Consider the following 22,205-nt stretch of genomic DNA (forward strand, 5'->3'; position numbering starts at 1 on the left):
TTGGCAGAGCCGCTCCAGCGAAGCATCACACCTCCCCGCCCTGGTTACCCTCAAAACCTTGATGCATAATGACGAACGAAGGACCTGAGGATAGGTAGTGACCAAAGACTTCTTCATCAGCTACAACAGCGCTGACCGTCAGTGGGCCGAATGGATCGCCTATGTTCTGGAAGAGCATGGCTACAGCGTCATCATCCAAGCCTGGGATTTTCGACCTGGCGGCAACTTCATTCTGGACATGCAGAAAGCAACGGCTGAAGCCAAACGTACCGTCATGGTGCTATCCGACGCTTATCTCCAGGCCCTATACACCCAACCAGAATGGGCTGCTGCTTTTCAGCAGGATCCGATGGGTAGCGATCTCAAACTCCTACCCATTCGAGTGGTCCCCTGCCAACCACAAGGAATGCTAGCTGCCGTAGTATACATAGACTTCGTCGGCAAAACAGCTGAAGAAGCCGAGCAACTTCTCCTCACAGCCCTAGAAGAGCGAGCCAAACCTACAAAGCGTCCTGCTTTTCCAGACTCTACTACTTCTGGGAATTTTAAGTCAGTGGTCGCATCACCACTAGAAACACAAAAATCTCCTGGCCCTCCCTTGTCGAAGTATTCATACAATGTGGTAACTGTAAACGACAAGGGCATGATCAACAGCCAGCAACAGAAAACTACAGAATATTTTCGAGAAAATCTTGGAGATAATGTCTATCTAGACATGGTGAAAATTCCAAGTGATCACTTCTCTATGGGAGCATCCAGAAGTGATAGACATCGGGTAAAAGTTCCTTCTTTCTTCATGAGTAAATATCCAATCACTCAAGAGCAATGGAAATTTATTTCTCGGCTTGATAGCTCACAGGATATCTCTAAAGAAGGTGAATATTCTTATATCAAGTACAAAATGTACACTATGCGCAGTAATACTTCGCTTTGCAAAGATAATCGCTTACCTGTGGAAAACATTTGTTGGTTTGAAGCAGTTGAATTCTGCACTCGTCTATCAAAACTTACTAATCGCCAATATCGTTTGCCTAGTGAAGCGGAATGGGAATATGCCTGCCGAGCTGGCACAACTTCCTACTTTCACTTCGGAAACTGCCTTACACCAGATTTAGCCAGTTACCTCCCTTATTCGTTACGGGGATGGCGTCTGCGAGCAACAATTGTAGGACGTTTTCCGGCTAATAATTTTGGTTTGTATGATATGCATGGCAATGTGTGGGAATGGTGCCAAGACACTTGGCATCAAAACTATCAAGGCGCTCCAAATGATGGGAGTGCCCGAGATAGCAAGAATTTTTCATCACACAAAGTGATCCGTGGCGGGGCTTGGTACTGTATACCAAGGCTCTGCCGCTCTACCTATCGGCACCGTTTTGACTCTATGTATAGCGATCACAGTATTGGTTTTAGGATATGCTGTTCTTTCCCCTAAAAATCTGTAATCTTCCGCCATACAAGGTCTAAATTGAATAGATGAGATGTGAAATTTGTTATCTTGCATCACCATTACTAGTTACCCCCAAAACCTTGATGCATAATGACGAACGAAGGACCTGAGGATAGGTAGTGTTCAAAGATTTCTTCATCAGCTACAACAGCGCTGACCGTCAGTGGGCCGAATGGATCGCCTATGTCCTGGAAGAGCATGGCTACAGCGTTATCATCCAAGCCTGGGATTTTCGACCCGGTGGCAACTTCATTCTGGACATGCAGAAAGCAACCGCTGACGCCAAACGTACCGTCATGGTGCTATCCGACGATTATCTCCAGGCCCTATACACCCAGCCAGAATGGGCTGCCGCTTTTCAGCAGGATCCAATGGGTTGAGATCGCAAACTCCTACCCATTCGAATCGCCCCCTGCCAACCAAAAGGAATGCTAGCTGCCGTAGTATACATAGACTTCGTAGGCAAAACAGCCGAGGAAGCCGAGCAACTTCTCCTCGCAGCCTTAGAAGATCGCGCCAAACCCACAAAGCGTCCTGATTTTCCAGACTCTACAGCCACCCCAAATAAGCCAAAGGATACTTCTATTCCCTTTCCGGGTAATGACTATAGAAGAATTCTAGAACTGGCTGCAAAGGGGAGCTTACAAGAAGAAATTGATAACGGTACTTCAGTATCTATGGATATAGTCCAAGAACTAATAGATGCTGGCTACCTTAAAGAAAATATATTTTCGTCTTACGATCACAAAGATTCTCCCGCTTATCAAGACATCAAAATTACCTTATCTGGGCGGGAATATCTGAGGAAACTCCAATCAGAAGAATCGCTAGAATCGACACCTACTAGTGCTCCTCAAAAGCTCTCTCCTTCAGAACGACTAAGTCTAATCCAAACCCTTAATGCCCTACCAAGTCCCCAGTTCGATGAACTGCTTTTTGCCCTTAATCCACCCAGTGCTAACGTCCCAGGTAACGCAGCCCCCCAGGGCAACCGCAGCACCGCTCTTTTAGAATGGATAGAAAGCCCTATCGGACCAGGCCTGCCGGAGCTAAAAGATATTCTAGCAAGCATTGTTTCTACACAGTCAGATACAGCTACACAGGCTACTGCTCCCAGTCAAACCGTTGAAACACTGAAAGACATTATTAAGGCATTGGCCACTAATCAGGCTCCTAAATATGACTTACGAGGGGCTCAGTTTGGTGGAGGCTTTGCGGAAACAGTTAAAGGTGATCAAATCGGTGGCAACCAAATATCTGATTAAGTCAGGTATGATGACTTCGACCTACTAAATCCCTGGCTATGGTGGAGTCAAAGCTAGTGACTGAACCCAGAAAAAAATTATCGCCTAAAGATCGGCTAAGGTTAATCCAAACATTAAATGCTCTGCCATCTGCTCAGTTTAGTGAGCTAATTTTCGCCCTAAATGCACCACAAGGAAACATTCCAGGCAATCAAGCTGCTCAGAGCGCTCGTAGCGCTGAGCTTTTGAGTTGGGTAGAAAGCGCTTTGGGTCCTGGTCTGTTAGAACTAGAGACTGTACTAGCAGAGGTGATAAGTTCTCAACACTTACCAACAAACCAACAGTTTCTTAAGTTCATTATTAAAGGCAAAGTTAGTGGTGCTACACCTGTTCAAGTTGGAGAAATAGTAGAACTCCTACGCAAGAAAACCGGGGATGATTCCATCGAAATAACTTTTTTCAAAGATGGAAGCATCAGTATGATTTTGGCTGGCTCCCTAGAAGGTTTTACAAAACTACAAGAACTTTTTGAATCAGATGAATTACAAGATTTAGAGCTCCCTCCAGTAGAAGCCATCTATTATATTGCCAACAACACTACCGATGCTCGGAAAGCATGGTTAGTTCAAGCATTAAGGTTAGAAAATAAGAGTTTTTCCATTGCTATTACTATTGCCCGTGAACTCGATCGTGCCCGCCATCGAGCTCGTACTCGAGCACTTGCATATACTCGTAATAGCAACGACCTTGCTACCATCTTCAAGCTGGCTCTTCAACAAGCACAAGCTCAAGATCTCGACATGAGCTTAGATCTCGCTCTTGAACGGGCTCGCAACAGCGCGGTGAATCTTGTCCTTGAACGTAATCATAGCCAAAATCTCTATCGTGATCTAACCATTGCCCTTGAACGTGCTCACAATCTTGCTACGGCTCTTGAATCTGCCCGAAACAGTGAAGTCGCTCTTGTCATTGTTCGCAGCTTAGCTCGCGACCTTGAGAGTAATCTCCGACTTGTTCAAAATCTCACCCGCGATCTTGAACGTGATTTTAGAGACGCAGATCTTAGTAATGCAAATCTTAGAAATATTAATCTTAGGCAAACAAATCTTGAAAACGTGAGTTTTAAAAGAGCTGATTTAGCTGGAGCTAACTTAACCGGAGCCAATCTCACTGGAGCTAACTTTAATGAAGCAAATGTAATAGAAACCATCTTTGGCGAAAATCTAGGACTTACAGAGCGCAAAAAACTTGATTTACAGAGGCGTGGAGCCATTCTTCTCGATCCACCAAGTTCAGATGTCCCAAGCATGGCAGTAGTATAAGGAACACTCATGAAACAATAACTGAAACGACGCCTCATCATCAGTAGCCTAATCATGTTACTTAACTGTAAATTCAATCCATAGCCCTTTTGGCGATAATCCTGAATATACTAAGGCATCTAGCAAACTTCCAGTGGCAGTAAAGGACTGGCGATAGCGTTGTTGGGGAGGTAGGGGTTTCAAATGATATTAAAAAGCTTCTGGACTGACCATTTAGAGATGGCCTAGAATATTGTTAAAGCAATCAATAGGGTCGTGGAACTCGGTCACCAGTTTAAGATAGTCATCATCAATAGCGACATTTTTGTCGGTAGTCAATTCAATGCGCAACAATCTGAGCGATGGTTGCGGCATGAAATGAATGGGTACCCAGATAAACCATTCGTCATTGTCACCTCCGACTATGAACTATCAGGTCTATCGGCCATGATTGCGCTAGTCAATCGTTTTGACCCAGCACGGATTACCTTGGCAGTCTCCGGCAATGAATCAGTCACCTTTAGAGGACCATCATTGACTGAAATCGAAGGTAATATCTGGGCAGCTCTTAAACAACACTATGGCTTGCTCGATACCGATGTCATTCGAGTAACCAATTGGACCGGTTTGAGGATGTCACAGGACGCCTCGCTATCTACATACCTCGCTAACGGTTGGTTGAAACCAGAACAAAATCAAGGGTTTGCTCCCATCGCCCAGATTCTCACTGATAGGGATTCTCAAAATCCTCATTGATGACAACCAGGGCAAAGGCAACGCCATTGGTCGTCACATGAGTATTAGTAAACCCTCGGCTTCCCAGTTCTGCTCTAAATCCGGTTGCTTGCTGTGGCGTCTCAAACTCTACCTGATAGTAATCCCCTGGCATCGATGGTAAATCTTGGCTGACCAATGGATTTTCCATGCTCAGCTGGTTCAGTTCAGTGAAATTGATTTTACGCGTAGTTTGATATCCTGCACAGGATTGAGCGATTTCAAGCAGTAATGCTTCGGTTAATGGATTCATAGATAATGCTCTTGGCGTATTTCGTGGAAGCTATAGAGTAACTTTTGACTTCTTTGCGATCGCAACATTTATAGATTCTACCGCCCCATACCTACACCTCCATGAAATTGTTGTTGCAAAAATAATGTCAACTTTTTTCTTAACCGATCAACCTTTGTTGCCACAGCTTTAGAGATTATTGCACAAATCCCACAGCCCTTATCTCATAAGGATTTAGCCCTTGCCTCTTGTAGAAAACTGCATCTATACTCACATCACCTGGATAGCAGCCAGCAAGGAGCACCCCATGAACCCAAAAACTACACAACGACCCAAACGACGCCCTAGACGACAACGACGCTACCGCCTCATCACCAGTGGCCTACTCATGCTACTCAGCTTTAGCCTGGGCCTGGGCCTCCGCTTCCAAGCCAGAGCCGCCTCCGCCAAGAAAGACCGCTGCCAGGACATAATATCCAGCCAAGCCGTTCTCTCACGACAACAACTCACCCAGCTACTCACCGTCCCCGAACGAGAAAACCGCCAGGCCATCGAAGCCATTGCCGAAGAACCCTACTGCACCCTAACGGCCATCGAAGTGCGAGCCGGAGTCTCAGCCGAACGCGCTGCCTATCCCCTGGCCTTTGATCCCAATACCTGGCTAGTAGTGCTGTACGAAGACGAGGAGTATGTAGGCTATGGCTTTAAACTTCAACACTAGACACATGGTGCAGGTAGCCGGTGGGGCACTGCTCACTCTACTGGCCGCCTGCCAGTCAGGTCCACCATCACCACGCAACATCACCATTCAACAAACCTGGGAACTCCAGGTCGGTAACCAGGTGGGCAACTACCGCATTAGCAGCGGTCTCGGCGATATCACCATGGAACTGGGCGGCGATCTGGTGCAAATGCCCTTTGATGGCAAACTCCAACCTATGGATGATCACTGTCTTGCCCTCACCAGCCCAGAGGTCCCCGCCTACCTGTTTCGCCTCTGTGGCATCAACCGTCCTAACCTGGGCCAGCGTTCCCAAGGTCACACCATTGGTCGCGCAGAGCGACTGGTTTTTGCCACCTTCCGAAAAGAACCTGATGGCACCTGGGCCCTGATCGAACCCGCCACTGAGCTAATTGAACAATTTCTAACGGAGTAAACACCATGCCCCGGTCGCTTCCCTGGTCGATACCCATCGGCCTCGTTTTCCTATGGGCCACTCCGGCCCCGGCCAAGGACATCGCCCTTACCTTTGATTCACCACCGACTAAAACCGAAAAGGCACCCACTCGCGCAGTTAGCCTCAGCTTTGCCCCCAAACCCACACAGACCTCCCCAACACCAATTACCCAAGTCATCCGCCATGCCTTAGAAACCTTATTCCACGGTGGCAGCAACTCCCTCGTTGCCCATGCCGTAGGCAATGCCGAAGGTACCCGCACACCCGATGGTGGCTATACCGCTGCCTACTATGGCCATATAGACCCTGGCAACCACAAGTGGAACCTGGGCAGTTTTTCCTATCAGCATGGGGCTAAGTCTCCCGCCGATGCCGATGCCAAACAGCTGAAGCGACTATACAAACAGGCCCTTGTCCTACGACAACAGGCCAGCCAACACCAGGTCACCCTTTCCCTAGCCGAAGAACTTAACGGCATAGATCTAGCTAATCAAGCACCGCTGGCCGCCCTGGACCGGGGCTATATTGACTGGCTTGCCATTGCCCGACAGCAATCCATGAGCGAAGCTGACCGAATTATCTGGGCCACACGACTTGGAAGGTTACGAGCAGAGAAAAATAACTGGTGAGATGGGGGTTAGCTCGGCATCAGGACCTCCATAATGAGATCAACCGTATGTTCAGACAAGTGGTTACTGCTGTTGATGTTCAGTTTCAAGCCGTTGCAATGTGCTCAGCAGTTCTGGAAATAAATCCGGGGCAAGACGAAGCTCAGAGTGATAATCCATCGGTCGTATGCGGTCGGTCCAGGATAGGGGAATCGCAAATGTCCCACTGATTCCTCCTTTAACCAAGACGGTCTCTTGGTTTGAGACCCTACGAGTTTTCAGAACTTCAAAGGTTTGACCCGAGTAGGGATGAAATGGATGGGTAATGGTGACACATCCCAAATCCAGGTTGAGATGATGTGCAGTTCGATCTAATCGTGCCAAGTATCGTCGACCGCTGCTTACAAGCGATGGTCAAAGCGGCGTTGGAACCCTGCTGGGAAGCTCAATTTGAACCAACCAGCTATGGCTTTCGCCCCGGTCGCAGTGCGCATGATGCCATTGCTCGAATCTATGTCATCGCAAGACCAACCAATCACAAGAAGTGGGTGATAGATGCCGACATTGCTGGGTGTTTCGATGCCATCAACCATTCATATCTGTTGACTCAGGTGGGGAATTTTCCTGCCCGAGCGCTAATAGCTCAGTGGCTAAAGGCGGGGTATATGGAAGACGGTATCTGGCATCCAACTATAGCGGGAACCCCTCAGGGTGGAATTATCTCTCCGCTATTGGCCAACATTGCGTTACATGGCATGGAAGCAGCCCTTGGGATTGTCAGAGATACTAATGGCTGTCGGAAACGAGGGGTGCGGAGATTAATGGTCCGCTATGCGGATGACTTTGTGGTGTTTTGCGAGAGTAAAGCAGAAGCAGAGGCCACCCAACTCGACCTTCAACGCTTCCTCAGCGTTCGAGGATTACGACTATCCGAAGAAAAAACTCGGATAGTTCATTTATCGGAAGGATTCGATTTCTTAGGATTTAACATCCGTCACTACCCAAGTCGTATTACTCGTACAGGATGGAAATTGCTCATTAGACCTGCTCGTAAGAAGGTATCCGCGTTTCGAGAGAAATTACGACACACCTTCAAGCGACTCCACGGCAGCAATGCAATGTACCTAATCAAGGTACTCAATCCCATCCTTCGAGGATGGGCGAATTACTATCGTGGGGTGGTCAGCTCAGCGGTTTTCTATAAGCTGGAATACTACATCTTTTGGAAACTCAGACGCTGGATTAGCAAATCCCATCCCAACAAGTCCTTCACTTGGCGAGACCAACGGTATTGGGCGAATCACCCAGCTTACCCAGGTAGTCAGTGGAGTTTTGTCGACAAGGACACGGGGATGGTGCTCTATCGCATTGGCTACACCCGCATTCAACGACATGTGTTGATTCAGGGCGACGCCAGTCCGGATAATCCTGACCTTAAGGATTATTTTGAGCAGCGAAATCGTCGCTCAACCCAGATAGGGGAGTATCCTAAAGCAGCCCAGCGGGTTATCCTGCAGCAGCAAGCGAATTGTCCTAATTGTGGGCAATCCCTATTCAATGGGGAAGCTATCCACATTCATCACAAAATTCCACGTTCTCAAGGAGGGACGAACCATGCGTCCAATCTGATGGCCGTCCATTTGGTCTGCCATCATCAATTACATCGGTGAGCAGTCGAGATTGCTTGAGCCGTGTACAGTGAAAGTTGTACGCACGGTTCTGAGGGGAGGGGGTAGGCTATAGATAAAACCTATCCCTTTACCCGACTGAAATCTCATGATTCTTTCATTGTTAGAGTAATATCTATCGAAAGCTCGAAAGAAGTGAGTTCATATCGAGTAAGTCGTCTATCAGGTAAAGCTCATGTTAGAAAATCCTTCAAAATCAGGATCGTTTCAATTTAAATCAGTGGTTTATGCTGCACCAGGACTAAATTACGGCAATAATCCTTCATGGAGAGATTATCAGATCTTTGATAACCCAACACAAGATTTCTTAACGAGAAGGATTGATTTATCTGGCATCGCGGAGATAGGGCAACCCTTTTCATGGCCATTTCAAGAAATTTCGGTACCAATCAATGGAATTATGAGGATGCCTCTAGGCCAAGGACCTTTTCCTCTTGCAATTATTGCACATGGAAATCATAAGCCAGAGGAGAATTCGACCCCAGGATACATTTACTTATGTGAATTGCTGGCTTCCTATGGAATTATAGCTGCGACTATTGATGTGAATTTTTTGAATGGCGGAAATAGGGGTGAAAACGATGGAAGAGCAATTATTCACCTAGAGCATATTCGCCAATTTCAGATGTGGAACAATCAGATAGGACATCCTCTCGAAAACAAAGTTGATATGTCAAATATAATGATAATTGGACATTCTCGTGGAGGTGAAGCTGTTGGTCATGCGAGCTACTTTAATAAGCTATTAGAAATCCAATTTGACGAAGATACAGTACCTATTAGATTAGACGGCTCAGAAGGAATAGGACCTTATAATTTTGAAATAAAAGGTGTTGTAGCTATTGCGCCTACCGATAGTCAATATGAACCGTTGTCTGGGGCAACAAAAGTTCAAGAAAATTACTTGGTATTGCATGGGAGCCGAGATGCTGATGTTTTCAGTTTTGATGGATATAAAACTTACGATCGAGCTCATCCTATTGACCTAGATAATCCTACAAATGATGCCAAGGGTTTTAAGTCTCTTCTATGGATTTACAAAGCAAATCATAATTTTTTCAACAGTGTTTGGGAACAAGAATCGGAAGATACTCTTGCTCGTGAAGAACAAGAGAATATTGCCAAGATTTATATCTCAGCCATGGCACAATTAGTTTTACTCAAGAAAGTAGAATATTTGGCATTACTTGAGGACTATCGAATAGCAGTTGAACAAGGCTGGTTTTCAGATTTGATTAAAATGACATCCCAATTTCAGTCTCAAAAAAGACTATTTATTCAACATTTTGAGGAAAAATTAGATGAAATATCCATTTCTAAACCATTTCAGGGCAACATTCAGAACTCTCAGATTAATGCTGTAAAACTGTCTTTGGATAAAACAGATATAGTCACATCAGATATATTTCTGGGCCAAGAAACTCAAGGACTGAGAATTGATTGGAGCCAAAGGAGTGGAACTTATACAGCTAATATACTGCCTAGCTCATTAGACTCATTAGATATTTCAAACTATCAATTTCTTGCATTTAGAGTTGCACAGTCTTCGGAAGAAAATAATCCAAAAGATATTGAGCAAGATTTCTTGATAAGTGTAAGTGATACAGCAAATACAACTTCTTTTTTGGCAAGTTCGATCAATAGAATTTTATATCCAGATATATTTGTTTATCCTGGCTCTGATATTGCCATTAAGAGAACGATTATGCAAACCTTAAGAGTTCCATTCAGAACTTTAGAGAAGGATGGAATTAAGGTGAATGAAATAACGCGCATTCAACTATCTTTTGTGAGCACTCCCTCCGGCACTTTGTACTTCGATGAATTTCAGTTCACTCTGTAAGCTTTCATTAATATATTTTTAGACACATGGAGACGAATTATGTTTGAGTTAATTTATCCAACTATCACTGCGATACAAGTTGTTGCTGCACAACCTAAGCCAGCAGATCTAAGAAACATTTCTTACATTCAAGAAAGGGATCTTGTTGAACTCTCCGAAGTCGTTTATTTGGTTAAAATTTATGTCGACGAAAAGCCACCTATCTCTAATATGAGTTGGGATATTTATTTTGATAATTATAAGTTGAGGAAATATGGTGAATTTTCTGCTGGGTTCTATATCAAGACCGTTAATCCAAATTTCTTGTCTGAGAATGCAGGAAAAGAGATAAGGTTTTCTATTGATGGGATAAATTTTCACGATTCCGGTCAACGTATTCCGGATACAGCTATTAATCTAGAGCCTGAATTTTCTTTTCTATCTAGCACTTTGCCTAATGAGGTAGTTGATTTGCCAACTCAGGAGCAAGCGCTTGAGAACTAGGAGGGCGGATAAATTTGCCTAACAAATCGATGGAGCTGACCTTTGAATGGTTGCCCAATTAACTTTCAAAGGTTTGTGTCAGCTCATCTCAATCGTTAATTCCTCTTGCCTAGTTGCCCAAGCGACGCAACTATTCAGCTGGTTCCGTTCGTCCCATAAAAAAGCCCCAGCTCTCAACCAGGGCCAAGTTAGTACTATTCATTCAGACTAAAGCATTGGTCAGGACAATGCAGCAAAGCCCACTACCAGGGCAACCACTTTCGCGTCTGCTTAGACTGCTCCCGCACCACACCAAGAATCCGCTCGTCTACTTCTTCCTGAGTTTCACCACCAATCGTGCCGTGCATGCGCTCCAGCTCATTCGCTGATAATGACTCATTTACCATGTAAGCTTCCTGGGCAGACTGGGGCAGTGTCGAGCGATCGCGAATCTTACCGCCCGTCATCTGGTACAGCTCATTGACCGAGCAATCAAACAGCTCCTTGGTTTCCTCAACCACCGCGTTTCTATAAGACTGAGGACTGCCGCCATTGTCTTTGATTGACTGAGTAAAGCGCTTAAAAACAATCGCGCCGGTTACCCGCTCACGCTGCGGTGGCAGTAACTGGGAGTCGCCAAGTAGATCCATTTGGGACTCCGATGGTTCGACGTTCTCCTTCTCGCTCTTCCACCATTTTGAAAAACCCATGGGCCTCGTCTCTCTCGTTAGGGGCAAAGTCCGCTGAGAATAACTGTTCTAGACCTTGTTTGATAATCTCCAAACCGTCGGGATACATCAAAAAAGCATCTAAGATTTCATGCCGATATTCATAGTCCCAGCGATCAGCAGTGAAATTAAAATCGTGCAAAATTAGCATGTAGGCATCAAGGCACCCTTCGTAGGCGTTGACGGCCTCAAAATAGGCGAGGGCCTTGGCCCAGGTTTTCTTGTAGCGGCGGTCGCCAAAACGCTTGGTATCTTTGTCAAAGTTTTCAGGCTGAAGCACCACCCCATCCTTCCAAGTGTTGAGGGTGGACCACGACTGTTTGACTCGGCGTTTTAGCTCCTGCAGTTTCATCCGTGCATAGGGGGACGCTCTAACCATAGGTTACCTCTAATCTCCAGAATCACTCAATCGATATCCGGTAGCGGTATAACCGCTGTAATAAATGGCTACCCAGCGCTCATTGGGCAGCTTGTAATAGTCAGCAGCACTATCTCGATAAGCTGGGAAACCAAACCGTTCGGAGATGGCTTCATAGCTCTGGGGAAACTGCAAATACAGCAATGCCCTGATTTCAGATTCGTTAAGTTCACCATCCAAGCCATAGGGTTCTAACCCTACTGGCGGTAACGCCGAGGGAGCAACCGCTTCGACTGGTTCACTGAGCAAACTGATTTGACTGCCGTTGGAACAGCCGATCAGAAGAACGGTAGTAATCGAAATCGCAAGTCCTTTCATTAACACTCAAGAAATGAAAGCAGGTACATACATTAAACCTATAACATACAAGAAATAAAAGCAGGTACCTTTATACAATCTCGTTACCTACTACGATCTAAGGACATTGCTCACCATGCTTATGCCCAGACAGCGCGGGATTCCCGCTGATCGCGACGAAATCAAATCACAGCACAGCGTCACCCTCGGGCCAACGGCCTGGGATGGCTTAAAAGCCTTAGCAGATAAGCATGGTTATAAGAGTCGATCGGAACTTTTAGAAGCTATTGGCCGAGGCGAAGTGGAACTCACCATCAAGCAAGACAAACCAGACTAAACATGGCTAGACATCATGGAGTCTCGATACATAGACACATATATGTCTTGACATATCGACTCCTTAAAATAGTGAACCAGAGACATATAGGCTTTTAGACATATTTAAGTCTAGACACACAGAGCCAAAGCAAACCACAAAGAGTGCAGACATATTAACCTCAAGACACATCAGCTTTAATCCCCAGGAATCAATGCTTTTACAAAAACAGGCCTAACCTTCCCCTCAAAACGCCGTGATTAAATTTACAGACATATATATGTCAAGACATATTTAACTAGAGACATACATAAATATTGATAAATAGAACACATGCACTTATCTTGGGGGCAACGAGTTGGAGATGAGTCCATGCAAACCTGCTCTGCGATATCCCTTTCTGGTGGCCAGGGTAAGACCACCACGATTTTTTTCACTGCACTACTGCTAGCCAAGCAAGGCAAAAAAGTATTAGTGATCGATGCTGACCCCCAAGCCAATCTGACTTTTTATCTCAACCACGAAGTCCAGGCCGATGACCCCAGTCTGTTTGAAGTGCTCACCCGTGAAGTCACTATCGAAGACGGTATTTACGAAACCCAATACGAAAATCTATTTATCGTCCCAGCGGATACGGGTCTATTTAAAGTATCCGACCGATTGAGCAGCAGCGGAGCCGGTGCGTTTGCGCTGCGGCGATGCCTTAAAGATGTGGCAGATATCTTCGACTACACGTTGATCGATGTGCAGCCGTCGCGATCTCAAATTAGTCTTACCGCCGCTGGCGCATCCAACCATGTCCTTATTCCCGTCGAAGCCAACGTTAAAGGCGTTAACTCCCTGGTGGAAACCCTCGCTTTCCTTGATGAACAGGCCGACATCGAAGCGTTTAATGGTCAAGTACTGGGTATCATTCCGTTTCGAGATCGCTGGGTAGGCAATACCCAAACCAAAGAAAGCCGCGAGAACGTCGCCGCCATGAAAGAATTTGCAGGCAAGGTCCCCGTACTAGCCTCCATCCGCGAATCCGAGAAATATAAAAACGCTATTCGCACTGGCAAACTACTATCTGACATCGGACAGCCCGATTTACAGTACCCTTTTGAACAAATCACGGAGTCTCTGAGCAATGAGTGATGCCTTGAGCAGACTTAAAAATCGACAACGCCCTAAGGTCAACCCTCGTAGTAATCAGGTCGCGCCGAAGGTTGTAGACATACAGACTCCGAGACATACGGAACATGAAAAGCCTAATAATTCAACACCTACAGCAAGTACAGACATATCGAATTCAGGACATATTGATGTATCAAAGCCCAGTGTAGACACATCGATATCCAGACATATTGAGGTCGAGACACCACTCAAAGATCTGGAAGTGAAGCGTAGCACCTTCCGATTAGAGGTGGGATTAATTAATCGACTGCACCAGCATTGCAAGGAAAACGGCATTAGCCGTGAGGTGTTGATTGAGTCGATGTTTGAATATATAGAAGCCAATCCGGGAGCTATGGCCCAGGTGATGGAAAAAGCCGAAGAGAAAAACTCACACCGACAACAACTTGCAAATCGGAAACGGGCTCAGGCGATGATAGATAGATTTGGACCTGGTTAATTGGTTCGACTTTATTGCGAAGTTTTACATCAACTCAGCCCCACAGGCTTTGTACATCTTGTTCTTTGACCTGCATGTGGCAGCTCGCAGGCAGAACATAGTAAGATCTCTGAATTAATCAAGGAGGTAGTATCTATGAACTAAATCTCTGAAGGCACTAAAAAACCTTCCAAACTTGGCGGAGCGGAAGGCTTTCTAGTTATTTAATTTATCCACTGGACACGACGTCTTTAATGGGGGATGGAAACCTAATTAAGACGTTGACAGGGTTTTCATGTGCAATTCTAGCGGGAATAGAACATTCCTGCAACTTGTTGAGTAATCCCTTTTTGTCTGGTGGTTTGCCCCTTACTAACCACCAAAACAATGGCAGTTGCATCCACATTGCAGCGGCCCACATTTGTCCAGGAGCTGGATGATCGCTTCCTGGCACTGTGGCCGCATAGATTTGACTATCTCTACACCCCACATCCTGACCCTGGCACAAAACCCCAGTGGCAAACGGAAACCAGACACCCCCTCTCGGACAGACTCATTAACCAAGGCACCTATCTATACGGGGTCCGGTTTGGTTCACTCACTCAGTACGCCATGCTCGATATCGATTCGGGCAGTCCCTACCATCCCAGGCGTGACCCTCTTGGGATCGCTCGCATCTGCGAAGCTCTCGAACCCTTAGACCTCTTTCAACACCTGACACTGACCAGCTCAGACAGTGGGGGCCTCCACCTCTACTTTCCCTTTGAAACACCGCTCCCGTCCTGGAAAGTCGGGCTGGCTATCACCACTCTGCTTGAGAATAAAGGATTCAAAGTCATGTCTGGGTGGCTAGAGGTCTTTCCTAATGCCAAAGCCTACAACCCAACCGGAGACACCCTCTACAACGGCCATCGGCTCCCCCTCCAGCAGGGCAGCTACCTACTTAATGCTGACCTGCAACCTATCGAAAGCAGTGGTTTTCATTTCATCAATTACTGGGAGACGGCCACCGCCCACAATGACATCACCAGCCACACCCTAGAACTCGTCATCGAGCAGGCCCAACGCAAAATCTATCGGGTATCCCATAAAGCCGAAAAGTTTCTAAACGACCTCAACGCCGAGGTCGCACTCGGTTGGACGGGGCGGGGGCAAACCAATAGACTCCTGGGCCGCATCACTATGAGGGCTTATATCTTTGGTCACATCTTAGGGGCATCAGAACCACTCACAGGGGAAGCCCTAGTAGGACACATAATGGAAACCGCTCAAAGTCTGCCAGGGTTTACCCTCTGGTGCCGTCATCAGAACGACCTTGAAGCCAAAGTCAAAGACTGGGTCAGATGTATCGAAGCCAGTCACTACTTCCCGTACGGGGCAGATAAGCTACCCATCGACGTAACACCGGAGGGACCCTCTTGGAATGAGCGTCAACAAACAGAGGTCAGAGCACGCATTACCCAATCGGTTACAACGTTGCAATCTACAGGCACCTGGCCTGCCGGAATTACAGAACGATTTGACCAGCTAACAAACCAGGGCATTAGCGGCAGTTCACTGTATAAGCACAAGGACCTGTGGCATCCTCGATTTATAACAGCCACAGCGGCACCCAGCAATCTAAAAATCCCCCCAAACCCCCCGCCTTCCCAAGGGGATGCGTTGGGGTTTCAGTCCCCAACGCAATCCTCACAAGCTTATTGGGAGATTGGATGTAATACACCTTATATCAACGATTCTAAGTCTATTGATAGGGAGGCTATCCAACAACCAGGGTGTAATAATCCCTCGGCAACCCACAGCCCTGTTCCTCAACAGCTTCGCTTACACATTTACCAAGCCATCAGTAGCGCTCAGAACGATCAAAAGGTTCGACAACGCTCTTACATCGATGACCATTTAGACCGCCTGCAACGCGACTATGACGCCCAATTAGACCTCTGGGAGAACTCTGACGATCCCATTCTGAAAGCCGAAGCCCACGCTCGGCGTCATGCTAGACGGAACGACCCACCATGCTGACGTAATTGTCTACGACAACACCGATTACAACGGGTATAGAGCTGAGCCCCAATGATGGCCTATCCTGCCTTAGGACAAGGCTTATAGGCGTTCGCGTAAGTTTTAGTGTAAGTCAAATAACGATTTCAAACTCTAGCGGATATTCTTATGTCTACAGAGTAAACAACAACAAATTATAGAACACTTGCACTACAATGTAGACGTCTAAACACAAGCTTTTCTACAGCGTCTACAACGTAATCATGGTGAAAGTTCAGAAGGCCACCCTGACTGACGCCAATGTCACGTGGCTTGTTTTAAATAACAATTACCAGCTCATTGAACCTGTCCAAGATTTTCTCGACTATCTACGCAATCTAGATCGTTCTCCCAATACACTCAGAACCTATGCCTATCACCTGCGGTTGTACTGGGACTATTTATACCAGACTCATCTGCAGTGGACAGCCATCGGACTGCCTGAATTAGCCGACTTTGTCCTCTGGCTAAGAACGCCCCATCCTCATTTCGTTCAATCTATCTCACAAACATCGTCACCACGCTCAGAGGCTTCAATTAATAACATCCTCTCTGCTGTGTGCTTGTTTTATGATTTCCATGAGAAGACTGGGCTCGCCCCCCATATCCCTCTCTATAAAACTGTTCTGAAACCAGGGACACGGTACAAAAGCTTCCTCCATCACATCAACAAAGGTAAACCTGTTAAAACTCGTTTGCTCAAACTTAAAGTCCCCAAACGAGTTCCGAAAACGGTCGAACCGGAGCAGGTTCAAATCCTGATCGCAACCTGTCATCGCGTAAGAGATCAATTCTTGATCTGTTTGTTATATGAATCCGGTATGCGCATTGGCCAGGCTCTAGGGCTGCGTCATAAAGACATTCAATCGATGGATAATCTCATTCGCATTGAACCTCGCGATGACAATGCGAACGGTGCTCGCGCCAAGAGCCAACATCGCTATATTATCCATGTCACCAAAGAGTTAATGGGGCTCTACACACGCTATGTGTGTGATGAATTTATGGAGATTCTAGGCGATCACCTCAGCGACTATGTGTTTGTCAATCTCTGGGAAGGCCGCAAAGGTCAACCCATGACCTACAGCACCGTCATGGCTCTCTTCACCCGCCTGGCTCGGAAAACCGGCATCAAGATCCATCCTCACATGCTGCGCCATACCCATGCAACTCAGTTACTGAGGGAAGGAATGGATATGGCCTATGTCCAAAAACGCCTGGGCCATGCCCACATTCAAACTACCCTCGACACCTATGTGCATGTCAGCACCGATGACCTCAAACAGGCCTATCAGGACTACCTCATTAATCGAAATGACTCCTCCAACTCCGTCAAAAACACCCCGCTATAAAACCTCTTCTAAACCTAAGCCCGTTGAGGTGATCCGATTTTGCGATCACTGCAATGGCGTCACTTCTACCTACCGGGATGGAACCCAATCCGTTCAACAACAGCTCTATTTTTGTCACCACTGTGGACAGCCCTTTGATGCGGAAGCGGCTGAATCCTATTCACGCTCTCGCGTGCGTGAATTTCAAAAGGACTGTTGGGATATTCACACACTCGGCATTATCCCCGAGCCCAATGTTAAAACGCGTCTGCTCAATTTCAAACGCATCTCTCAACCTTGGTTACGGGAAAGTGCCAAACACTTTATTAAGCTCATCTTGAGCACCCTGAGTGTGCCATCAGCTATCTGCAAACTCAACTCACTAGCTAGGTTTTCCCGATTCTTAGCGGTTCAGCATCCCTATGTCCAACCAGAGCAGTTGATCCGCACCGTCATTGTTGATTATCTAGCCTATTTGGCCGGGCAATCGTTACGGGTCTCTAGTCGCATTCATTTGATTCATGATTTACGGGACTTCTTGGAGCGGGCGCATCAGGAACAGTGGTTACCCATTGGCACCTACTTAATACGACGGGAGGACATCCCCAGACCCTCCAAAGCGATTCCCCGCTACATTCCGGACACTGTCTTGGAACAACTCAACGCTCACCTGGATGATTTAGCCGAACCGGTGATGCGCATGACATTGGTATTGATGGAATGTGGAATGCGAATTTCTGAACTGCTCCATCTAAAACCGAACTGCTTGATACAGGATAATGCCGGGGATTGGTTCCTGCGTTACTACCAATTCAAGATGAAAAAAGAAATCACTATTCCAGTGTCGCGAGAACTGGTACATGTGATTCAAGAACAGTGCCAATACATTGCCCACCATTTAGATAGCGCCTATGAGTACCTGTTCTGTTCCAATGCCAAAGGTGCCGGTCATGCGGTGTTTCGTCCTGTTGCCAGGCCAATGATCGCCAAAACCTATACCTACCATCTCAATCGGCTGGCAGAACAACACAATATCTGTGACGAAAATGGCCAGTTATGGCATTTCCGTAGCCACCAGTTTCGCCACACCGTCGGCACTCGAATGATCAACAATGGCGTACCCCAACATATTGTTCAGCGGTATCTCGGTCATGAATCTCCCAGTATGACCGCCACCTATGCCCATATCCATGATCAAACCCTCAAAGCTGAAATTACCAAGTTCCAGGGCAACGTGGTTAACATCGCCGGGCAGGTCGTTGAGGCCACTCCCAATCAAGTTAATGACTCAGATCTGCAATGGTTTAAGCGGCATATCCAGGCCCAGGCACTACCCAATGGGTCCTGCGCTCTGCCGACCATCTCTCAAGGGTGTCCCCACGCTAATGCCTGTCTAACCTGTACTCATTTTCGGACAACAGCGGACTACCTGGACCTCCACAAACACCAACTGGAGCAAACCACCCAGATTATCCAAAAGGCCCAAGCCCATGGATGGACAAGGCAAGTGAAGATGAATCAAACCGTCCAGGCCAATCTAAAGGCCATCATTACTGGACTAGAGGCAACCCATGAGCACCAAACCTAAGACCCATGGCCTGGCCAACAGTGCGAAGAAAAAACGACAGGCCACCTTTGATAAAGTCGATAATGGCATCCAAACACTGATCAAGAACAAGGGCATCATCAGCTTTAAATCGGTCGCTGAAACTGCAGGTGTCTCAAAAGCCTGGTTATACAAAGAACTCGCCGTCAAACAACGGATTCAACGACTCCAGGCACAGCAGCAAAAAACAGGACAATCTTCCCAACCTACCCCTCCTAGCGATCATTCTCTACGGGCACTCAATAACACCTTGCGAGATCGCATCAAGCGACTGGAGCATGACAATCGAGAGCTGCGTCAACAAAATCAGGTCTTTGCCGGGCATCTGCTGCGAGTACGGGAGCTTGAAAAACAAGTGCAGCGGCTAGAGGCAGAAAATCAGCGGTTAAAGCAATCGCTATCTCAGCCATTTTCTCACAGTGAACTTGAAATTCAATTAGATGAACTGGGGGTACGGCTCAATTCAACCCTACAAAACCTTATTAGCACGGCTCCTCAAGCGGTGGTGGTTTCCGCATTTCAGGCACTCAAAGAGGCGCAGAGCAAAGGCGTTGTCAACAATCCGGGGGGCTTTCTGTATGCCGCCATTTCAGACGGATGGCACCCCAACGACACCCCGGATGCCGTCATCGAGAAGACACAGTTTAACCAGTGGTGGCCGTGGGCCTACGACCAGGGGCTCGTGAAAGCCGCCACCCAAATCGATGGCATCCAGCATGTTCTCACTGCCGATGATGAGTGGTTGCCCTTTGACACCGCCTATTTCCAATATCCCATGGACGTTGAGCCCCCCAATTCAGCCACAGAGTAATGACTGCGATCTCGCAAAGCATGGCCCCATGGCCCCTTTGAGTCTCGGTTGAATCAATCCAATTTTTAGTGTAATTTTTTGCGTAATCTATAAAAAGGGGGGTCTACTCGGTGTGGCCCTTGGAGTCAGTTATTCCCCTAACTGGTGGGACTTGAACCCACATCAGTAGAGAGTTAGGTCACCGGAAGGCCGGGCAACCCCTTGGGGTATGGGCTTTCCGGATATACCGTGGCAGCCTTTCGCCAAGAACGAATCGTTCGCGTAATTTTTAGCGTAAGCAACTATAGGTCACTTATTTAGGGTTCATTTCATCCCTTTGGGAGGATGCCACGAGCCAATGGGCAGTTTGGCTGACGCGTTCGTTCAGATAGACCGACTTAACGCCCGCATTCGCACACCTGAAACGTCATGAGTTGATGATCGGTTAACGCGGACCAGCGGGGGCATTTGAACAGAAAGTTACGGTTTTGAATTAAGGTACTGTTGAAAGCCTTGTTATATGGTGCTTTCAGTTTGTAGATCATCAATGAAATACGTCCCATTCGGAACCACATTATCTTGGGTTCATTTGTGGCCATATTGAGCCACCGATGGGCCAGTGGCCTTTCGCGTTTTCATTCCATGCAATTTTCCAGACTTAAAAGGCCGATGGAGCCCACCACAAATGTCATGATTTTGTAGTATTCAAACGCTCTCGTTGTGGACATGTCCACAACGTCAAACCTCTTTATAGCAAGGCTTTCAAGAGCACCGCTAGAGATATGGGAATTTCTATCTTTTAGCTCCTTACAAACAAGGGGTCATTCACAACACAATAAATCAAAAAGGCTCAATAGCTGTTTCAGGGAGGTGACCTCATTCAATAGCTTGTAAGCCTTATCCAAAGCATGTTTCAGAGGTACTTCACCTCCAATCCTGAAAGCCTTGCATAACAAGGGATTCAAGCGTTTTTGGGTTCAGACCTCCCAGAAACCCATATAGAGCCATCAAAAATACTTCTTTGGGGAAGAAAAAATAAATTCGGCTGTTATTTTTAGTTATTTTTCGGTTTATAATCAAACAAATTCAATCATGTATTACACCTTGACACCATTGAAAGTTGTTTAGACATTAGTAATTGATGGTATTAATAGGGTTCGAGATGAAAGTACCTTGCAAGGGTACAATTTTGTTAATAATTGAAAGTGAAGTTAGGTCCCTAATGTGGGTCTAAATGCTGATTTAAAAGTTCTAACATAGCCAGAATTCATCAGGTTAGGTACAGCATCTGTTCAGCAGATTTGAGTGCATAGATTATTTAGTGATATCAGTCTTCCTAGGTCATCTGTTAACAGTAAAATTTCCAAAATAATTAGTATGAAAAATAAATACCTGTTGATTTTGGGTTTGACATTATCTATGAGTATGTCAAACATTGAAAATATTCCTTTCTTGTCAATAGTACCTCTGTTTAATAGTTCTAAGGCTGAAGCGGCAGTTACTATCAGTAATGATTATGTTTGGATGGACATGCCACAAACAGGTAATCAAAATGATAATTGGAGTTGTGGTCCAACTTCTGCTGCAAGAGTAATTAACTTTTACGGACACAATGTTAATCGCAACACTCTAGTTAGTGCTGTTAATCGAGAATTCATTATTCCTCCATCATTTAGAGTCCCAGCTCCAACGCTAATAGATCCATCGAGGACTCGAAAAGTTGATGTTAGAACAGGTACAACTCCTCATGTCCTAAGAGATGTGATGAAACAATGGGAAGGTGACAATGTTAAGTTAGAGAGGAGAGCCAGCTTTAACAAACTTCTTGGCTTGCTACGCGATGGAAAGCCTGTAGTTGTACTCCTTAGAGTTGGTACGATAGATCCTGGAGCAACTCCAGTAGGTATCTCATTTTCAGGAACTTGGCCTGAAATGCATTGGGTTACTGTGCATGGGTTTTCTGCTGATGAAGAAAAGATTTACTATACAGAGACAAACGGTAAAACTTATCAATACTCTTATCGTGACTTTCAATCTAAGTGGGATTGGCGAGTAGGTGCTGGTCTTGCCAATGAAGCGCTTTTCGCTAACGGTGTTGAACCTAAAACAATGATATGGGTTGACCGTGTTCCTCCTGCTGTAGCTAACCTTAATCCTCCCGCTACTCGGCCCAGAACAATTCCTGAAAATAGTGATTTTAGTTCAAGCTATTACTTTACTGGTGACTTTAATGGCGACCAAGCTGACGATATCGCGTTTATAAGCTCTGATAGCAGATGGCATATCGTCAACGGTAGAAATGGCG

General features: G+C 46.3%; 24 protein-coding genes. 19 read left to right on the forward strand and 5 right to left on the reverse strand.

The annotated features are described in order from the left end of the window. The first annotated feature begins 97 nt into the window (after positions 1 to 97). The 5 genes from DXZ20_RS38395 to DXZ20_RS00285 all read left to right on the forward strand — a co-directional run bounded on the left by DXZ20_RS38395 (position 98) and on the right by DXZ20_RS00285 (position 4,751). The gene (locus DXZ20_RS38395; protein WP_163695467.1) at positions 98 to 1,435 is read left to right on the forward strand and encodes an SUMF1/EgtB/PvdO family nonheme iron enzyme; all 1,338 of its coding nucleotides are present in this window, start codon (positions 98 to 100) and stop codon (positions 1,433 to 1,435) included. Between the two features lie 134 nt (positions 1,436 to 1,569). Next, complete coding sequence (locus DXZ20_RS00270; RefSeq protein WP_163695471.1) at positions 1,570 to 1,830, forward strand: TIR domain-containing protein; 261 nt, start codon at positions 1,570 to 1,572, stop codon at positions 1,828 to 1,830. A gap of 48 nt (positions 1,831 to 1,878) precedes the next feature. Further along, positions 1,879 to 2,715 (forward strand): hypothetical protein, encoded by an 837-nt coding sequence (locus tag DXZ20_RS00275; protein ID WP_163695474.1) that lies wholly within the window; start codon positions 1,879 to 1,881, stop codon positions 2,713 to 2,715. Positions 2,716 to 2,771: 56 nt separating this feature from the next. After that, positions 2,772 to 4,016, forward strand: a complete 1,245-nt coding sequence (locus DXZ20_RS38400) for a pentapeptide repeat-containing protein (protein ID WP_163695477.1) — start codon at positions 2,772 to 2,774, stop codon at positions 4,014 to 4,016. Between the two features lie 255 nt (positions 4,017 to 4,271). Then, positions 4,272 to 4,751 carry a hypothetical protein gene (locus DXZ20_RS00285; protein ID WP_163695481.1) on the forward strand — a complete coding sequence of 160 codons (480 nt, stop codon included), beginning with the start codon at positions 4,272 to 4,274 and terminating at the stop codon, positions 4,749 to 4,751. On the opposite strand, the gene DXZ20_RS00290 is transcribed toward DXZ20_RS00285, so the two are convergent. After that, positions 4,720 to 5,022 (reverse strand): hypothetical protein, encoded by a 303-nt coding sequence (locus DXZ20_RS00290; protein WP_163671919.1) that lies wholly within the window; start codon positions 5,020 to 5,022, stop codon positions 4,720 to 4,722. The genes DXZ20_RS00285 and DXZ20_RS00290 overlap by 32 nt on opposite strands. A 286-nt stretch (positions 5,023 to 5,308) precedes the next feature. On the opposite strand from DXZ20_RS00290, the gene DXZ20_RS00295 reads away from it, so the two are divergent. Genes DXZ20_RS00295 through DXZ20_RS00305 form a run of 3 tightly spaced genes read left to right on the forward strand, consistent with a single transcriptional unit; the run spans position 5,309 to position 6,808 of the window. Then, entirely contained in the window at positions 5,309 to 5,722 is a 414-nt protein-coding gene (locus tag DXZ20_RS00295) for a hypothetical protein (protein ID WP_163695484.1), read from the forward strand. Continuing rightward, positions 5,700 to 6,158 carry a hypothetical protein gene (locus DXZ20_RS00300; RefSeq protein ID WP_163695486.1) on the forward strand — a complete coding sequence of 153 codons (459 nt, stop codon included), beginning with the start codon at positions 5,700 to 5,702 and terminating at the stop codon, positions 6,156 to 6,158. Before DXZ20_RS00295 ends, DXZ20_RS00300 begins: the two co-directional genes overlap by 23 nt. A gap of 5 nt (positions 6,159 to 6,163) precedes the next feature. After that, entirely contained in the window at positions 6,164 to 6,808 is a 645-nt protein-coding gene (locus tag DXZ20_RS00305) for a hypothetical protein (protein ID WP_250565516.1), read from the forward strand. A 63-nt stretch (positions 6,809 to 6,871) separates the two neighbouring features. Here the strand turns inward: DXZ20_RS00305 and DXZ20_RS00310 are convergent, their stop codons facing one another. Next, positions 6,872 to 7,171 carry a DUF5372 family protein gene (locus DXZ20_RS00310; RefSeq protein WP_163695488.1) on the reverse strand — a complete coding sequence of 100 codons (300 nt, stop codon included), beginning with the start codon at positions 7,169 to 7,171 and terminating at the stop codon, positions 6,872 to 6,874. On the opposite strand from DXZ20_RS00310, the gene ltrA reads away from it, so the two are divergent. The 3 genes from ltrA to DXZ20_RS00325 all read left to right on the forward strand — a co-directional run bounded on the left by ltrA (position 7,165) and on the right by DXZ20_RS00325 (position 10,801). After that, the gene (gene ltrA / locus DXZ20_RS00315) at positions 7,165 to 8,457 is read left to right on the forward strand and encodes a group II intron reverse transcriptase/maturase (RefSeq protein WP_163695490.1); all 1,293 of its coding nucleotides are present in this window, start codon (positions 7,165 to 7,167) and stop codon (positions 8,455 to 8,457) included. The two genes, DXZ20_RS00310 and ltrA, sit on opposite strands and share 7 nt — an antisense overlap. Positions 8,458 to 8,650: 193 nt before the next feature. Continuing rightward, the gene (locus DXZ20_RS00320) at positions 8,651 to 10,318 is read left to right on the forward strand and encodes an alpha/beta hydrolase (protein ID WP_163695493.1); all 1,668 of its coding nucleotides are present in this window, start codon (positions 8,651 to 8,653) and stop codon (positions 10,316 to 10,318) included. 39 nt (positions 10,319 to 10,357) lie between these two features. Further along, positions 10,358 to 10,801 carry a hypothetical protein gene (locus DXZ20_RS00325; RefSeq protein WP_163695495.1) on the forward strand — a complete coding sequence of 148 codons (444 nt, stop codon included), beginning with the start codon at positions 10,358 to 10,360 and terminating at the stop codon, positions 10,799 to 10,801. A gap of 242 nt (positions 10,802 to 11,043) precedes the next feature. Here DXZ20_RS00325 and DXZ20_RS00330 read toward each other — a convergent pair whose 3' ends face one another. Genes DXZ20_RS00330 through DXZ20_RS00340 form a run of 3 tightly spaced genes read right to left on the reverse strand, consistent with a single transcriptional unit; the run spans position 11,044 to position 12,244 of the window. Further along, positions 11,044 to 11,430: a hypothetical protein gene (locus tag DXZ20_RS00330; protein ID WP_163695498.1), complete on the reverse strand. Its 387-nt coding sequence runs from the start codon at positions 11,428 to 11,430 to the stop codon at positions 11,044 to 11,046. Next, positions 11,387 to 11,887, reverse strand: coding sequence for a hypothetical protein (locus tag DXZ20_RS00335; protein WP_163695504.1), 501 nt, complete (start codon positions 11,885 to 11,887; stop codon positions 11,387 to 11,389). Before DXZ20_RS00335 ends, DXZ20_RS00330 begins: the two co-directional genes overlap by 44 nt. A gap of 9 nt (positions 11,888 to 11,896) precedes the next feature. Continuing rightward, positions 11,897 to 12,244 (reverse strand): hypothetical protein, encoded by a 348-nt coding sequence (locus DXZ20_RS00340; protein WP_250565517.1) that lies wholly within the window; start codon positions 12,242 to 12,244, stop codon positions 11,897 to 11,899. 115 nt (positions 12,245 to 12,359) lie between these two features. On the opposite strand from DXZ20_RS00340, the gene DXZ20_RS00345 reads away from it, so the two are divergent. The 8 genes from DXZ20_RS00345 to DXZ20_RS00380 all read left to right on the forward strand — a co-directional run. Further along, a complete protein-coding gene (locus DXZ20_RS00345; RefSeq protein ID WP_163695507.1) occupies positions 12,360 to 12,560 on the forward strand; it encodes a hypothetical protein in 201 nt (66 codons plus the stop codon). Between the two features lie 351 nt (positions 12,561 to 12,911). Further along, on the forward strand, positions 12,912 to 13,676 hold the full coding sequence (locus tag DXZ20_RS00350) for a ParA family protein (protein ID WP_163695509.1): 765 nt from the start codon (positions 12,912 to 12,914) through the stop codon (positions 13,674 to 13,676). 4 nt (positions 13,677 to 13,680) lie between these two features. Further along, positions 13,681 to 14,154: a carboxysome distribution maintenance protein McdB gene (locus DXZ20_RS00355; RefSeq protein ID WP_163695512.1), complete on the forward strand. Its 474-nt coding sequence runs from the start codon at positions 13,681 to 13,683 to the stop codon at positions 14,152 to 14,154. A 366-nt stretch (positions 14,155 to 14,520) separates the two neighbouring features. Continuing rightward, positions 14,521 to 16,155 (forward strand): hypothetical protein, encoded by a 1,635-nt coding sequence (locus tag DXZ20_RS00360; RefSeq protein WP_163695514.1) that lies wholly within the window; start codon positions 14,521 to 14,523, stop codon positions 16,153 to 16,155. 242 nt (positions 16,156 to 16,397) lie between these two features. Then, positions 16,398 to 17,525, forward strand: a complete 1,128-nt coding sequence (locus DXZ20_RS00365; RefSeq protein WP_163695517.1) for a tyrosine-type recombinase/integrase — start codon at positions 16,398 to 16,400, stop codon at positions 17,523 to 17,525. After that, positions 17,488 to 19,092, forward strand: a complete 1,605-nt coding sequence (locus tag DXZ20_RS00370) for a tyrosine-type recombinase/integrase (protein ID WP_163695520.1) — start codon at positions 17,488 to 17,490, stop codon at positions 19,090 to 19,092. Before DXZ20_RS00365 ends, DXZ20_RS00370 begins: the two co-directional genes overlap by 38 nt. Continuing rightward, entirely contained in the window at positions 19,076 to 19,921 is an 846-nt protein-coding gene (locus DXZ20_RS00375; protein WP_163695523.1) for a DUF6262 family protein, read from the forward strand. The genes DXZ20_RS00370 and DXZ20_RS00375 overlap by 17 nt, the downstream gene beginning before the upstream one ends. 1,356 nt (positions 19,922 to 21,277) lie before the next feature. Then, a partial coding sequence (locus tag DXZ20_RS00380; RefSeq protein ID WP_163695526.1) for a C39 family peptidase occupies positions 21,278 to 22,205 on the forward strand: 928 nt, incomplete at its 3' end.

Source organism: Adonisia turfae CCMR0081 (genome assembly GCF_011009555.1).
GTDB lineage: Bacteria > Cyanobacteriota > Cyanobacteriia > Phormidesmidales > Phormidesmidaceae > Leptothoe > Leptothoe turfae.